This is a genomic window from Devosia aurantiaca, assembly GCF_011058215.1.
Lineage (GTDB): Bacteria > Pseudomonadota > Alphaproteobacteria > Rhizobiales > Devosiaceae > Devosia > Devosia aurantiaca.
Map to the genome: position 1 here is coordinate 714,238 of NZ_JAALFG010000001.1, position 14,421 is coordinate 728,658.

General features: G+C 63.2%; 16 protein-coding genes and 4 pseudogenes. 5 read left to right on the forward strand and 15 right to left on the reverse strand.

The features are described from left to right. Window positions 1-78: 78 nt before the first annotated feature. A complete protein-coding gene (locus G5575_RS03745) occupies window positions 79-582 on the reverse strand; it encodes an SH3 domain-containing protein (RefSeq protein ID WP_207632979.1) in 504 nt (167 codons plus the stop codon). Window positions 583-738: 156 nt separating this feature from the next. On the opposite strand from G5575_RS03745, the gene G5575_RS03750 reads away from it, so the two are divergent. The 4 genes from G5575_RS03750 to truB all read left to right on the forward strand — a co-directional run bounded on the left by G5575_RS03750 (window position 739) and on the right by truB (window position 3,907). Beyond that, a complete protein-coding gene (locus G5575_RS03750) occupies window positions 739-1,758 on the forward strand; it encodes a 2-hydroxyacid dehydrogenase (RefSeq protein ID WP_164533147.1) in 1,020 nt (339 codons plus the stop codon). A 158-nt stretch (window positions 1,759-1,916) separates the two neighbouring features. Then, on the forward strand, window positions 1,917-2,570 hold the full coding sequence (locus tag G5575_RS03755) for a hypothetical protein (protein ID WP_164533148.1): 654 nt from the start codon (window positions 1,917-1,919) through the stop codon (window positions 2,568-2,570). A gap of 19 nt (window positions 2,571-2,589) precedes the next feature. Next, window positions 2,590-2,997 (forward strand): 30S ribosome-binding factor RbfA, encoded by a 408-nt coding sequence (rbfA, locus tag G5575_RS03760; RefSeq protein WP_164533149.1) that lies wholly within the window; start codon window positions 2,590-2,592, stop codon window positions 2,995-2,997. Window positions 2,998-3,001: 4 nt separating this feature from the next. Continuing rightward, a complete protein-coding gene (truB, locus tag G5575_RS03765; RefSeq protein ID WP_328765823.1) occupies window positions 3,002-3,907 on the forward strand; it encodes a tRNA pseudouridine(55) synthase TruB in 906 nt (301 codons plus the stop codon). Here the strand turns inward: truB and G5575_RS03770 are convergent. The 3 genes from G5575_RS03770 to G5575_RS03780 are packed head-to-tail and all read right to left on the reverse strand — an operon-like array spanning window position 3,897 to window position 6,681. Beyond that, window positions 3,897-5,033 (reverse strand): MFS transporter, encoded by a 1,137-nt coding sequence (locus tag G5575_RS03770; protein ID WP_164533151.1) that lies wholly within the window; start codon window positions 5,031-5,033, stop codon window positions 3,897-3,899. The genes truB and G5575_RS03770 overlap by 11 nt on opposite strands. A 3-nt stretch (window positions 5,034-5,036) precedes the next feature. Continuing rightward, entirely contained in the window at window positions 5,037-5,501 is a 465-nt protein-coding gene (locus G5575_RS03775) for an MmcB family DNA repair protein (protein ID WP_164533152.1), read from the reverse strand. Next, window positions 5,494-6,681, reverse strand: a complete 1,188-nt coding sequence (locus G5575_RS03780; protein ID WP_164533153.1) for an MFS transporter — start codon at window positions 6,679-6,681, stop codon at window positions 5,494-5,496. Before G5575_RS03780 ends, G5575_RS03775 begins: the two co-directional genes overlap by 8 nt. Before the next feature lie 38 nt (window positions 6,682-6,719). Between G5575_RS03780 and G5575_RS19940 the strand changes: the two genes are divergently transcribed. Next, entirely contained in the window at window positions 6,720-6,959 is a 240-nt protein-coding gene (locus G5575_RS19940; RefSeq protein WP_235935549.1) for a hypothetical protein, read from the forward strand. On the opposite strand, the pseudogene G5575_RS22080 reads toward G5575_RS19940, so the two are convergent. From G5575_RS22080 to G5575_RS03835, 11 genes and pseudogenes are all read right to left on the reverse strand, one after another. Further along, a pseudogene (locus G5575_RS22080) lies at window positions 6,899-7,849 on the reverse strand (MFS transporter); the annotation flags it as partial. The gene G5575_RS19940 and the pseudogene G5575_RS22080 sit on opposite strands and share 61 nt — an antisense overlap. A 306-nt stretch (window positions 7,850-8,155) precedes the next feature. Continuing rightward, window positions 8,156-8,512, reverse strand: coding sequence for a septal ring lytic transglycosylase RlpA family protein (locus tag G5575_RS03790; RefSeq protein WP_164533154.1), 357 nt, complete (start codon window positions 8,510-8,512; stop codon window positions 8,156-8,158). Window positions 8,513-8,977: 465 nt separating this feature from the next. Next, window positions 8,978-9,612 (reverse strand): annotated as a pseudogene (locus tag G5575_RS03795) (peroxiredoxin). 203 nt (window positions 9,613-9,815) lie between these two features. Continuing rightward, window positions 9,816-10,301: pseudogene (locus G5575_RS03800) on the reverse strand (CreA family protein); the annotation flags it as partial. 54 nt (window positions 10,302-10,355) lie between these two features. Further along, the gene (locus tag G5575_RS03805) at window positions 10,356-11,174 is read right to left on the reverse strand and encodes an amino acid ABC transporter permease (RefSeq protein ID WP_164533156.1); all 819 of its coding nucleotides are present in this window, start codon (window positions 11,172-11,174) and stop codon (window positions 10,356-10,358) included. Between the two features lie 76 nt (window positions 11,175-11,250). Further along, window positions 11,251-12,039: a substrate-binding periplasmic protein gene (locus G5575_RS03810; RefSeq protein WP_164533157.1), complete on the reverse strand. Its 789-nt coding sequence runs from the start codon at window positions 12,037-12,039 to the stop codon at window positions 11,251-11,253. A 65-nt stretch (window positions 12,040-12,104) separates the two neighbouring features. Next, a pseudogene (locus G5575_RS03815) lies at window positions 12,105-12,394 on the reverse strand (SelT/SelW/SelH family protein). Between the two features lie 84 nt (window positions 12,395-12,478). Further along, window positions 12,479-12,844, reverse strand: a complete 366-nt coding sequence (locus tag G5575_RS21455) for a DUF1236 domain-containing protein (RefSeq protein ID WP_164533158.1) — start codon at window positions 12,842-12,844, stop codon at window positions 12,479-12,481. Next, on the reverse strand, window positions 12,841-13,095 hold the full coding sequence (locus tag G5575_RS03825; RefSeq protein WP_164533159.1) for a hypothetical protein: 255 nt from the start codon (window positions 13,093-13,095) through the stop codon (window positions 12,841-12,843). The genes G5575_RS21455 and G5575_RS03825 overlap by 4 nt, the downstream gene beginning before the upstream one ends. A 121-nt stretch (window positions 13,096-13,216) precedes the next feature. Next, window positions 13,217-13,759 (reverse strand): DMT family transporter, encoded by a 543-nt coding sequence (locus G5575_RS03830; RefSeq protein ID WP_164533160.1) that lies wholly within the window; start codon window positions 13,757-13,759, stop codon window positions 13,217-13,219. After that, window positions 13,756-13,902 carry a hypothetical protein gene (locus tag G5575_RS03835; protein ID WP_164533161.1) on the reverse strand — a complete coding sequence of 49 codons (147 nt, stop codon included), beginning with the start codon at window positions 13,900-13,902 and terminating at the stop codon, window positions 13,756-13,758. The genes G5575_RS03830 and G5575_RS03835 overlap by 4 nt, the downstream gene beginning before the upstream one ends. Between the last annotated feature and the right edge of the window lie 519 nt (window positions 13,903-14,421).

The following is a 14,421-nucleotide window of genomic DNA, read 5'->3' on the forward strand; positions in this document are numbered from 1 at the left end:
GACTCCAGTAGCCCTCATGGTGAGGTGCGAAGCGAAGCGCAGCCTCGAACCACGGGGGCGGGCGAGTGGAGCCTGGTCTCAGTCGAACTCTTCTTCCGGATAAACGCCCCAAAGCTCTTCCTGGCGGATCCAGCCGGAAAAGCTGGCGCGTTCGCCGGGTGGGCCGGCAGCGACTTGGCACCAGCTGCCGTCGCATTCGCTGACGGCAACGCGCACGCCGGCGGCAAGGCGGGCACGGGCCGTGGCGTCCTCGGCGCGGCTCACATGCATGGTGACCTCGCCATTGGCGAAAGCGGCGGTGACATAGCCGGCGCGGGCGCCGGCCAGAAGGCTCTGGTGCACCCAACCCTCATCGCCTTCCATGTCGCGGATCTTGCGCCAGGTATCGAACTCCTGGACGATCTCGACCGGCACGCCGGAAACAAGGAAATTCCAGGCGATATTGTACTTGGTGCCGGGGCCGACGCGCACATTGATCGGCGCCGAGCGCGTGGTGACGAAACGCGGCAGCGGCAGGCCGCTCGGATTGTCCTGCGCCATGACGGTTGCGGCCGGCAGCATGCTGGCAAGGGCAAGCAGCACGAGGGGAAAAAGCGCGGGAGCGGCTCCAAGACAGGGGCAAACGGAACATCGCTTTGCAGTGTGGTTGGAATTGCCTTATCACTAGCCCATGATCCTTAATGGTCGCTGAAGGGGGCACGGGGCGCCTCTTCACAAGTGGCCAACCGACCAGTGCGCATGGCAGCAAGCAAACCCAAAATCCTGATCACGCGGCGGCTGCCCGAAAGCATCGAGGCCCGCATGGCCATGCTGTTCGAGACCGACGTCAACGAAGCCGATGCAGCGCTGACCAGCGACGATATCTTGCACGGGCTTGCGGGCAAGGACGTGCTGGTTTCGACCATCACCGACCGCATCGATGCCGACCTGATCGGCCGGCTGCCACCCAGTGTGCGGCTGATCGCCCAATTCGGCAATGGCGTCGACAATATCGATCTCGAAGCAGCTTGGGCGGCGGGGCTGACGGTGACCAATACGCCATCGGTCTTGACCGAAGACACCGCCGACATGGCCATGGCGCTGATCCTGGCGCTGCCGCGGCGGCTGGTCGAAGGCACGCAGATGCTGCTCGAAGACCGGGCCTGGGCCGGCTGGTCGCCGACCTCGATGCTGGGGCACCGGCTGCGCGGCAAGGCCCTTGGCATCGTCGGCATGGGCCGCATCGGCACGGCGGTGGCGCAGCGGGCGCGCGCCTTTGGGCTCAACATCCACTATTTCTCCCGCTCGCAGCGGCCGCTGGCGGTGGAGACACCCTTGGCGGCAACCTATTGGGACGATCTCGACGCCATGCTGGCCGAGGTGGACATCGTCTCGCTTCACACGCCGCTGACCCGCGCCACGCGCCACATCCTTTCGGCCGAACGGCTCGACCGCATGAAGCCGGGGGCCTACGTGATCAATGTCAGCCGTCCGGAACTGCTCGATGAAGAAGCGCTGATCGATCGGCTGGAACAGGACAGGCTTTTCGGCGCGGCACTCGACGTCTTCGAGAACCGGCCCGGCATCAATCCGCGCCTTCTGGCGCTGGCGGAGAGCAACCATGTCGTGCTGACGGCTCATATGGCTTCGGCGACGATGGAAGCGCGGATCGAGATGGGCGAAACGGTGATCGTCAACATCCGAACCTTCATGGACGGGCACCAGCCGCCCCACCGCCTCCTGCCCGAAGCGCCGACGCCGCGCGCGGCCCGCACGTAAGTGTTGCCGGTTTTCCGCATCGCGGCAGCCATCGCGCGATAGGCGCTTTGCGCCCCTTGCACCGCTCTTAACAGAACCCTAATCGTCGCCTTGTCCGGCCTGCGCGGGGCTTCGCCTGCTGGACAGATTTTGGGAATTCGTGGGGTAGGAGAGCCCTTGTGCCGTTCGTAAAGTCCGTGCTGCCCGTCCTGGCTGCTATGGCTCTTGTCAGCCCCGCTCTCGCGCAAACCATGCCGGTCACGGTCGAGGGTAATAACCTCGTGCTCGAGGCGCAGGCGCAAAAGCTCTCCCTGCCCAAGCCGGACTGGATCGACCAGGCGGCCGAAAACTGGACTGACCTCGTGTCGACGCGCTTCACCGAGATCGGCGACCAGGCGCATCTCGAGATTTATCCGCGCGGCGAAGGCGAAGCCTTCTGGACCACCCATTATGGGGCGCGGCTGACGCGCTCGGCCAATCCGGTACTGACCGAGTTCCGGTCCGCGGTGATGGACGTCTATGCCCGCTCCTGCCGGCCGGAAGCCACGGCGTTTTCCAGCTCGAACCCGACGACGGCGACAATCTTCCCCGCTCGGCTTTGTGTGCGGAGTCTATCTCGACCCGGCCGATGCCGAGCAGGGCGAGGTGATGATCATCAGCTTCTTCAAGTCGGAAAGCGGCGTGGCCATGGTCTACCAGGGCTGGCGCGGCGACGCCTTCGACGCAGCCGATACCAGCACATGGCCGGTGAGCCCGGGCGATGTCGAACAGCACGTTTCGCGCTTCAAGACCGAGGCGGCGCTCAGCCCTGCGGATTGACGCGCGGGTCCTAAGGGCATACTCCGCTTGCCCATGAAAAAGACCCATAGTTCCGCTGGCCCGAGCCAGCGCATGCTTCGCGTTGGGGAACTGGTGCGCCATGCTCTGGCAGCGATGTTCGCGCGCGGGGAAATCGAGGACGAAGCCCTGCGCGGCGCCGTGGTGACGGTGCCCGAAGTGCGCATGACCCCAGATCTCAAGATTGCCAATGCCTATGTGATGCCGCTCGGCGGCCAGCATGCCGAGGAAATCGTCGAGGCGCTGAACCGGCACAAGAAATATATTCGCGGTGCAATCGCGCCGCAGATCAATCTGAAATACGCGCCCGAAGTGCGTTTCTTCGTCGACGACACCTTTGAGGAAGCTGGCAAGATCGATGCGCTGCTGCGCTCCGATCGCGTCCGCCGCGACCTCGACGAAGACGACAGCGAGCAAGACTGAAGCCGTGAACCAGCTCAAAGCGAAAAAGCGCGCCATCTCTGGATGGGTCGTGCTCAATAAGCCATATGACATGACCTCCACCCAGGCGGTAGGCAAGGTGCGCTGGCTGTTTTCCGCTGCCAAGGCCGGCCATGCGGGTACGCTCGACCCGCTGGCGACGGGAATTTTGCCCATTGCCTTGGGCGAAGCCACCAAGGCGGTGCCGCAAGTGCAGGACGGCACCAAGATTTACCGTTTCGCCATTGGCTGGGGTCGTGCCACTTCGACCGACGATGCCGAAGGCGCAGTCGTCGCGACTTCCGATGTGCGGCCGGAAGGTTCGGCTCTCCAAGCCCTGCTGCCGCGGTTTACCGGCACGATCATGCAGCGCCCGCCCGCCTTTTCGGCGATCAAGGTGGATGGCGAGCGCGCCTATGACCTGGCACGCGCCGGGGAAACGGTCGAGCTGGCGGAGCGCCCCATCGACATCGATGCTATTGAGCTGGTCGAGCATGGCGCCGAGCAGAGCGTCCTGGAGGTCACCTGTGGCAAGGGCACCTATGTCCGTTCGCTGGCGCGCGACATCGCCTTGGCGCTGGGCACGGTGGGTCACGTCACGAGCCTGCATCGGGCGGCGGTCGGCCCATTCAACGATGCCAATTCGGTCACGATCGAAGAGCTTGAAGCCGTCGAGGGTGCCGGTCGCGATGCGCTGATCGCGCCGATCGCGCTGGGCTTTGCCGATCTGCCGGAACTGCGGCTCGATGCCGGCCAGGCCGGGGCGGTGAGCCATGGCAATGCCGTGCTGCTGACCGGGGCGGGCGCGCCCCTCGCGCTCGATGAGTGCTGGGCAAGTTTTAAGGGCAAGGTCCTGGCCACGGGCTCGGTGGAATACGGCCAGTTCAAGCCGCGCCGGGTGTTCAACCTTTAGGCTTGAGCTGACCGGCCATGGCGAAGGTCAGCACCAGGAGCGGGATTAGCATGGCAAAGGCGATGCGGACCCCAAAGCCCTGCGCGACCGCGCCGATCAGGCCGGGGGCCCCGAGATTGACCAGCTGGAAGATCAAGGTTGTCGCCGCCACGTTTTGCGAAGCCGGCCGATCGCCCAGCCGGGCCGCGGCAGAAAGCATCAGCGGATAGAGCACGCAGATGCCTAGGCCAACCAGGGCGAAGGCGAAGACAGCCACCCAGGCGCCTGGCGCCAGGGCGACCAGCACCAGCCCGGCAATTGCCAGTGCCGACAGCGCTCGTGCGAAATGATCGGCACGGAACCGGTCGAGGAAGCGGTCTGCAAGCAGCCGGCCAAGCGCCATGGAAGCGACAAGCGCCGGAAGCGCCAGCGACTGGATCCAGGGCGCCACATCGAAATTGTCGCGCAGATAGATGATCGACCAGGCGCGCGATGCGCCTTCGGTAATCCCGGCGCCAAGGCCAAAGGCGACGAGGCCCATGGTCGCGATGGTGGGCAGGGCCAGCTTTCGCACCTTGCCCTCGCCGGTATGGCTGCGTGCAATCGAGGCCGGCATGGGCATGACCAAGACCAGCAAGAGCCCGATCAGCACCGGCACCAGCACGCCAAGATGAACGGCAGGCGAGATGCCGAGGCCGCGCATCAGCACGCCGAGGAGCGCGGTCATCAGAAATCCGATGCTCCAGACGCCATGGCAGGTGTTCATGATCCGATCGCCGCTGGCCGCTTCGATGCGGTCGGCTTCCACATTGATGGCAATGTTGCTGAGCGAAAAGCCGACGCCATTGATGGCGAGCAGCGCGAACATGGCGAGAGGGTCGAGGAGGATCGGGATAAGCGCGGAGCTGACGATCACTACGGGCAGCATGGTGAGGACCACGAGGCGCGGACCGAAGCGCTCGATTAGGGCGCTCGAGAACAGGAACATCGGCAGCCCGCCGAGGGGCTGGCCCATGAGCACGAGGCCGAGTTGGGCTTCGCTGAGGCCCATCATCTGCTGCAGGTCGGGGAGACGGGTATGGACCGCGCCGATGGCGAGCGCATGCGTCAGGAAAAGCGTGATCACCCGCCAGTGCGTAAGGAGCATGGCCTATCGCGGTCCCGGGTCCATAAGGACATGGATGCGGTCGGCGCCCATGCGCGCAAGTTTTAGCATCAGCGTCTTGCGCCGCGCCGGAGCCAGGGGCGTGTCGGGACTGTCTCGCAGGATGGCCCCATCATGTCCGTCGGCGACGATCAGGCCTTCGGTCTCGGGAAAAATCTCGGCATCGAGTTCGGGTGGCTTGGCGAAGAAGAACTTGTCGGAGAATTCGCGGTATTCGGGCCATTTGCGATCGACCTGGAAGTCGATGAGGCTCGACTTGATCTCGATGATCCAGATCTCGCCCTTGGGGCCGACGGCAAGGACATCGGCACGGCGGCCATTGGCGAGCGGCACTTCGGCATAGCAGGCCATGTCGTGCCGCTCGCGCAGCATACGCATGACGCCGCGCTGGACGCGCAGCGCGGTCGCCGACTGGCGCAGGTCGACGATAGGCGGCAGGTCGTCAGCCATTGGGCCCAAGCGGCTCGGGCGGCATGCCGTGCGGCGTCTCAACCTTCTTGCCGCCCAGCGCGAAGCTCGAGGCCCAGAGGCCGGCCAGCAGCAAGGGTAGGCAGACGAGATATGAGGCGCGGATGTGGATGAATTCGGCCACGAAGCCGAGCAGCGGCGGCGCAAGGAAGAAGACCACGAAGCTCACCTGCCCAAGCGCCGCAACATTGACCGCCGCCGGGCGATCGGTGCGCTGCGCCGCTGCCGACACGGCCAGCGGGTAGACGGCCGAGCAGCCCGCGCCCATGAGCGCAAAGCCAATCAGGGCCAGTTCGGGCGAGGGAGCCACGCCCACGAGCAGCGCGCCGAGGCTGGCAAAACCGAGCATCACCATGGCGACATTGCGCGGTCCGAAGCGGGTAACGATCGGATCGGCAGAAAGGCGCATCACCGCCATGAAGAAGGCAAAAAGCGTGAGGCCCATGCCGCCGACAAACGGTTCGACCGAAAAGACATCCTGCATGTAGATCGCCGACCAATCGATCCCGGCGCCTTCGACGAGGAAGGCGGCAAAGCCGATAAGGCAAAGCGGCAGGAGACCGAGGTTGGGGAAGGCGATGCGGTGGCCCCCTTCGTCATGGCCGCGATTGGGCTTGGGCGCTTCGGTCGCGCCATAGATGAGGTAGCCGGCCACCAGCGTGACGATCAGCGCGATGGCACCGAGATGGACAGCGGTGGAGATGCCCGATTGGCGGACGACGGCGCCGGAGAGGGCCGTCACAAAGAAGCCGACGCTCCAAAAGCCATGCGCGCGGTTCATGAAGCGCTTGCCATGCTGGATTTCGAGCCGGTCGATCTCGACATTGAGATTGATCTCGAGCGCGCCGGCCAGAAGGCCGACCACGAAGAGCACTGCAAACATGGCCGGAGCGGCGGGCAGCCACGGAATGGTGGCAAAGAGCACGGCCGGGCCCACGACTGTAAAGAATGCCGTGGTGCGGAAACCGAAGCGTTCGATCAGCGGCGCGCCAAAAGTCAGCGAGATCAGCGAGCCCAAGGACATGCCAATCATGGTGAGACCGAGCTGTCCTTCGCTTAACAAGAGCTGCGCCTGGATGTCCGGCAGGCGCGACATCAGGGCGCCGGTGGTCACGGCGAAAAAGAAGAAGGAGGCGTAGATGCGGTGCTGAGGCTGGATCATGCGGTAACCGTCTTGCCCAGGGGCCTGGGCGCGAGAACATGGGCAGTGGCAAAGCCGAGCAACACCAGCGGGAAGCCGACGCCGAACACCCACTGGATGCCGAAATGCTCGCCGATATAGCCCAGGAGCGGCGGTCCGAGGAGAAAGGCTGTAAAGAAAACTGCGCAAGCGCTGCAACATTGACGGCGGCAGGGCGGTCGGTCTGCTGCGCGGCGGCAGACATGGCCAGCGGAAAGAGTGCGCTCGAGCCGATGCCGATCAAAGCAAAGCCCAGATAGGCGACCCAGGCCGCGGGTGCGAAAAAGGCGAGCAGCACGCCGAGGCCCAGGATGCTGAGGAGCACCCTGGCGACGAGAACCGGACTATAGCGCTCGACGAAACCATCGGCAAAGAAGCGCGCGACGCCCTGCGAACCGGCGACGGTTGCCACCGCCAGCCCAGCCCAGAAGGGCGTGGCGTCGAAGATATTGCGCATATAGATGGCCGACCAATCGATCCCGGCCCCTTCCATCAGCATGGCGGACAGGCAGACGGCAACCAACGCCATGATCATCGTCGTCGGCCGGGCAAAGCGCGGCGCATCGTCGGTGCTGCCGCCGGCGCGATGCGGAGCAGGCTGGAACTGGCCGAGGACAAGCAAGGTCGCAAGGATCACGAAGGGGATCATGATCATGAGGTGGACATGCACCTCGATGCCGGCTTGCGCGACAAAGGATCCGACAATGCCAGCGGTGAAAAAACCGAGGCTCCAGAAGGCATGGGCCCGGCTCATGATGCGGCGGCCGATGGCGTGCTCGACCCGGTCTGCCTCGACATTGATGATGATCTCGATGCAGCCGATGGTGAGACCGACTGGCAGGAGCAGGAAGAAGAACATTAGCGGCGTCTGCGCCCAGCTCGCCAGCGCGTAGAACACGGAAAGAAGTGGAATGGCGGTAAGCAGCACGCGCCGATAGCCTATGGCTTCGACAAAATGGCCGGCAAAGGTCAGCGAGATCAGCGTGCCGATGGCCGAGCCGATCAGCGCCAGACCCAGCGCGCCTTCGCCCACGCCCATGGCCTCCTGGACCGCCGGAAGGCGCGGGAAAATGGAGCCCATGCAGAAGGAGTAAACGAAGAAGGCCCCAAAAACCTTGATCTGGGGCGGCAGTGCAAATCCGAATCGCATGGTGCTCAAAGGCTCGAAAGACAGTCGGGGCGCAGGCTATGCGATTTCAGTGCGGCTGAAAATGCCGGTCTAAATCGTTTCCGGACGCTCGACGCAAAGACCCCCACCCCGCCTCCCCCGTAAGGCGGGGGAAGAGTTCCATCGATTGCTTGGCTCGATGGTGGACAAGCACTGTCAGGGCTCCTCCCCTTTCTGCAGGGGAGGCTGAGTGGGAGTGTTCTTGGACGCAATGTGAGCGCAAAAGCAAAAACGGCCGCCCACGGTGTTCGTGGACGGCCAAAGCGGTTCGCTTTTGTTGAGCGATGCTTATTGCTCGGCGAGGCACACCGAAGTCGTGCCGCGGTTCTGGAAGCCGAGGGCCGCTGCGGCACCCTTGGACAGATCGATGATGCGCTTGCCGTGGAAGGGGCCGCGATCGTTGATGGTGACGGTGACGGACTTGCCGGTATTCTGGTCGGTCACAGCGACCTTGGTGCCGAAGGGAAGCGAGCGATGCGCTGCCGTCATGGCATTTTCATTGAAGATCTCACCTGATGCGGCGCGTTTCCCGTTAAAACCGGGGCCGTACCAGGAAGCGCCGCCACACTGGGCATAGACTGCTGCGGGAGAGAAGGCGAGAAGCGCTGCAGCACATGCGGCGGCGAGAACAGCTTTATTGGTCAATGGTCCAAAGGCTCACTGATGTTGTCGATGAGCGAGGTCTATTGGTGGGCAGGGGCCAGAATGTGGGCGGAACGGTCAGATCGGCCCCAGACGGCAGCTGTGTTGCAGGTTTGTCGCAGAATTTCTGGGGGAAACCGACGTTTCGAAGCCGAAGCATCTATGCAGATCAAGAAAATGAATCTCGACGTGCAGCGGTTCGAGTGTTTCTTGGTGGTCTAACATAACGGTCTTTAGAACCGGTTTGCGTTAGCGGCACTTGCAATTACGACTGCGTGAAGAGAGGAACTTTACGCGGTTTTCTGCGTGCGTCTGTGGAAAAAACCGGAAGCAGAGATGCCTCAGCGGTGTTTTTGACCTGAATGTGGCGGGTTTTGGCACGGTGAGGATAAGCGGCGGGGCATGAAAGAGGGGCGATAGCCGCAACTACCGCCCCAGTCGTCAGGGAGAAAACCGTGCCCACAGGGATCAACCCTGCGGTTGAGGCACAATGCGAAGATAGGGCTTCAGTTCCTTCCAGCCTTCCGGGTACTTGGCCTTGGCGGCTTCATTGGATACGGCGGGAACGATGATGACGTCCTCGCCTGACTTCCAGTTGACCGGTGTGGCGACCTGGTGCTTGGCTGTGAGCTGAAGGCTATCGATGACGCGTAGCACTTCATCGAAGTTGCGGCCGGTGGAGGCCGGATATTCGATCTTGAGCTTAACCTTCTTGTCCGGTCCGATGACGAAGACCGAGCGGACGGTCAGCGTGTTGTCGGCATTGGGATGGATCATGTCGTAAAACGCGCTACCTTGCCTTCGGTATCGGCAAGGAGCGGAAAGTTGAGGGCCGAGCCCTGCGTTTCCTCGATGTCCCTGGCCCAGCCGCCATGATCTTCGAGCTTGTCGACGGAGAGGCCGAGAACCTTGACGCCGCGCTTTTCGAATTCCGGCTTGAGCTTGGCTGTATAGCCGAGCTCGGTGGTGCAGACCGGCGTGAAATTCTTGGGATGGCTGAACAGCACTGCCCAAGAGCCATCGATATAATCGTGGAAGTGGATCTCGCCCTCGGTCGAGTCGAGGGTGAAATCGGGGGCGGTATCGCCAATCAGGATTGCCATTATCGTCCTTCCTCTGCCCGCCGATGCGGGTCCGCTTCTTTAAGAGAGAATATCGTGCTCTTCACCGCCGCTTGAAGCGGTCGGGCGCGAAACGCTTTTGCCTTGTTTGTGCCACAAGGGACAAAGCTTTGCCGTTCCTGCCGATCCGCTGCAATTGCGCAGCTTATTGCACCATGACCGAAGCCCTGCATGGGCTGCGCATTGGGCGCGCCGTTGGTCCAGGTGACATCGAGGCCGTTCAGCGGCACGACCGAAAGGCTCATCTTGCCCGAACCCTGCTGAATTTCGCGGGCATGGGCGAGATAGATCAGCGAATTGTTGGCCGCATCGTAGATGCGGGTGACCCGGAGCGACTTCCAGATCAGCGAGCGACCCTGCTGGAAAATTTCTTCGCCGCCGGCACTGGTGCGGATGTCACCGACGGTGACGGGGCCGACCACGGAGCAATCCAAAGCCGAATAGGACGGGTCTTCGAACCAATTGCCCTGGCTCAGGCGGTCGATGAATGAGCGATTGAAGAAGGCGAGGTGGCAGACGACACCTTGGACATCGGCATCGGCGACAGCCTCGACGGAAATGTCGTTGCCGGTCCAGTCCACCCCAACTTGCCCGACCTCCTCGCGGTTTCCGCAGGCGGCAAGAGCGATGGCGGCTACGGCGACGGTGGCAAGGCGGGCGATGGGATGCATTGGTGTCCTCCAGAGGGTGATGGAAAGATGGTGCGCGGCCATGGCCGGTGCAAGCTATCGGCTGGTTCTTGCGTCCATGACGCGTTCGAGCCAGCGCACCAAGAGCGACAGCGAAATGGTCATGGTGAGATAAAGGAACGCCACGACATTGTAGGTCTCGAAGAAGAGAAAGCTTGACGAGGCCGAAAGTTTGCCGAGCTGGGTAATGTCCTGCACGCCCAGCGCCGAAACGAGAGCGGAATCCTTGACCATAGAAACGAAGTCATTGCCGAGTGGGGGCAGGATGGTGCGCAAGGCCTGCGGGAAGACAACGAGCCGGAAGCAGTTCCAGCGTGAAAGGCCGAGCGAGCGCGCCGCCTCGATCTGCCCGCGATCGACCGCTTCGATACCGGCCCGGAAGATCTCCGCAATGAAGGCCGAATAGCAGACAGTGAGCGCAAAGATGGCGCGCCAGACGAAGTCGAAGCCGCGCACCGTGGCGGGCTCGATCCAGCCTGACCCAATTAGTGGCGCCGCCAGCCAATTAAAGGCGGCGACCATGGCCGGCGCGGCGACAAAGGCGATGTAGAAGAGGAAGACAAGTATCGGCACGCCGCGAATGATCTCGACGTAAAAGGTCGCGGCCTCGCGCAGGACCCGATGCCCGGATGTGCGCCCCAGGGCGATCAGAAGTCCAAGCAGCGTGGCAAAGAGGAAGGATAGCAGCGTCACCCAAAGCGTGGTGACGACGCCACCGGAAAGGGTGTTGAAGATGCTCGAATAGGTGTCGTTGGTCGTGATCGCCCAAAGGCCGATCACGAAAAGCAGCAGGATGGCGAGAAGCCAGTAGGGCAGGCGGGCAAGAAGAGACGGGTTGCGGTGGGGCCGTGGCATTGGTCGGGTTCTGTCCTTGGCCGGCATCGCGGTTCTTGAACATCCCTCCCCTGGGGGAGGGATGGGAAAAGCGGGTTTACTGCTCGCCGTATTCGAAGAACCAGTAGTTGATGCGCTCCTCGAGCCAGCCATCCGCCTTCATCTCGGCCAGGGCCGCATCGAAGGGTTCGACGAGATCGGAGCCGGGTGTGAGGATAAAGCCGAGCGGGTCGGCCTTGATCGGCTCGCCCACTTGCTTGAAGGCGCCCGGATCGGCGCCGATATAGCCGGCGGAAGCTGCCTGGTCGGCGATCACCGCGTCGACGTCGCCGGCCTTGAGCGCCTGCACCGATGCGCCGAACGTGTCGAAGGTCTTGATGCGCGGATTGGCCTCGTCGCCATCGAGGACATCATAGACGGCCGTGTAGAAGGCCGACGTGCCGGCCTGGGCGCCGAACAGCAGATCGGTGTTTTCGGTGAAGCTTTCCGCCCCGGTGATGCGATCTTCGTCGCCGCGCACCAGGAAATACTGCTCGACGGTGATGAAGGGCTCGGTGAAGTCCACCTGCTCGGCCCGCTCGGCGCTGATGGTGATGCCGTCGGCGCCGATGTCGAATTGCCCCGAGCGGACGCTTTCGATCATCACGTCCCAGGCTGTGAGATCCCATTCCACCGTGGCGTTCAGTCGCTTGGCCGCTTCATTGATCACGTCATATTCGAGCCCGATGCCCTGACCATCCGGCCCGGCAAAGTTGAGCGGGTAATAAGCGTTCTCGGTCACCGCATGAATGACGCGGCCATCGAGGTCGGGCAGTTCCTGCGCTGCAGCTGGTAGGGCGGCCAAGAAAAGGGCGGCGCCGGAAAGAAGGAGGGTTCTTGAAGTCATGCTTGGACGTCTCCCAGGTCGGTTCAGGTCAAGACTAGACCAACCCGGTCGGCTTTGGAAATGGCTCAGCTATCGAGATTGACGCGGTCGACGTGACCGAGGTCGCGATCCGGGTCGATGCGGTCGCGCACCTTTTGCTTGAGCACCCGGCTATCGGGAAAACCGCCATCTCGCTTCCGCTCCCAGATCAGCTCGGCATCGAGGTGGATCTCGAAAATACCCCCGTTCCCGGCGCCAGGGTAAGTTCGCCCAATTCAGTGCCGAAGGTCGAGAGCAGTTCCTGCGCCATCCAGGCGGCGCGCAGCATCCAGTTGCATTGCGTGCAGTAGGCGATGCGGATGCTGGGTTTGCTCATGCTGGCTCCTTGAGCCGATACCCTAGCGCAAACGAAAGCCGCCCGGAACATGTCCGGGCGGCATAAGTCTAAAAGTGCCGAAGCTTACTGGTAGTAGACGACGGTGCGGCTCGATGTGTCGACCAAGGCCGGACGGCCATTGATGTAGACATAGCCATAATAGCTGTCGTTTGGCACCGGCGTGATGGTGGCGCCTTCCGGCAGCACATAGCCGACGACGACATCGCCCTGCGCTTCGATCGGGTCGATCGGGTTGGCAATGGCGAAATCGGCAGAGCTCTGCGACACGAGGTAGCCCGGCGACTGAACCAGCGCGCGGGTGTTGTTGTCGACGATCCAGACGCGGCCATTGGCGTAGATATAGCCATACTGGTCATCGCCTTCGACCGGGTAGATGGTTACGTCTTGCGGGACGACATAGCCGACGGCGACATCGCCAGAAATGGTCACGGGGTGACCGGGTTGGCACCGGCATATTCGATGGTCGAAGCGGCAACGCCGGCTTCGGCACCAAGCACGGCACCGGCAAAGCCGCCGATCACGGCGCCGATCGGGCCGCCGAGTAGACCGCCGACTACGGCACCGGTGGCACCACCGCCCGTCGCGCCGACTGTAGCGCCGGCATCAGCGTCTTGGGCGAAAGCCGGAGCGGCAAGGCCCAGGGACATAACGGCCACGGAGGCCAGAAGAAGCTTCTTCATCGTCGTATTCCTTTGTTCGGCGGAAGCACTCTGGTGCTGCCCGCTTGCGGAGCGCGGCCTGTCGGCAGCGCTGTTTCCGCCCCTCGGGGACATGAACGGGAGGAAAGGCAATACGTTCCGGTCAGGGAGAAACGACGGTCTTGCGCGGCCAGCGCTCGAGGGCGACGACGGCGATGCCGGAAAGGGCGATGACGGCAATGCCGAGGAGCGCCAAGGCATTGGGGAAGCTGCCGAAAATCAGCATGCCGGACAGGAGTGCCCAGACGGTGGCGGTGTAAAGGAAGGGGGCGACGGCGCTCATCGTGCCGGCGCGGTAGGCGCGGAGAAGGAGCACGTGGCCGGCGACGAGGAAGGCGCCGGAGCCCATTGTGTAGATGATCGTGCCCAGCGACGGCATGGTCAGCTGCTCGAAAATCAGGGCTGCGAGGCCTGCGCCGACCGTGGTTATGACTCCTGCGCCAACGGCGATGACGAGGCCTGGAACCCCTGGATGAATGCCTCGGCCCACGAGATCGCGGACGGCGACGGCGAAGGCACTGCCAAGGCCCAGGAGCACATAAGGGGAAAAGTCACTGCCACCCGGTTGCGCCACCATAAGCGCTCCGGTGAAGGCGAGGATAATCAGCGCGATCTGGATGCCGGTGAGCTTTTCGCGAAAGATCACGGCGGCACCGAGCAGCAGCAGGAGCGGCGAGGTTTGCCGAGGGCGGTGAGATCGGCGAGGGGAACGAGGGCGAGGGCGACCACGAAGCAGAGGGCGCAGACGAGTTCGAGGAGGTTGCGCAGGGCAATGCGGCGCCCGAACATCTGGCTGGCCTGGCGGCCATAGCCGAGGGCGAACAGGAGGGGAGGCCTAAAATGGTCGAGCCGAGGCCGCGCATGGCGAGGGCCTGGAACGGCGGCACTTCTTCGGTCGCGAGTTTGAGAAAGCTGTCGTTGAGCGTGAACGAGGCGGTGGCGAGGATCATCAAGGCGATCCCCAGGCCGTTGCCTTGGAGGCGGGGCATGGGCGGGAGGTCCGGAAGGAGGGCGGCTCTCCATACCGGGGCGCGCGCGATTACGCCAGACGTGCCGACGCGCCGGACGGCCCGCGGCCTCCGGTTGGGAGAACGTAATGGTGCCCCGAGGCGGCGTCCGCCTCGTTTTTGTTTATAGGTGAGACAGAAACTGCCTCGGGGCGCCGGGTTTTCTGGCAGGCAGCGTCTTAGGGGTGGGTTGCTCCAGCCCCGTCCGCGGACCCAGGATCCTTAACGATAAAGACCCCTCCCGACTGTCGCCGGGCGGTTGATCGTTGCAACCCCATCATCACCCGGCTGATAAAGATAA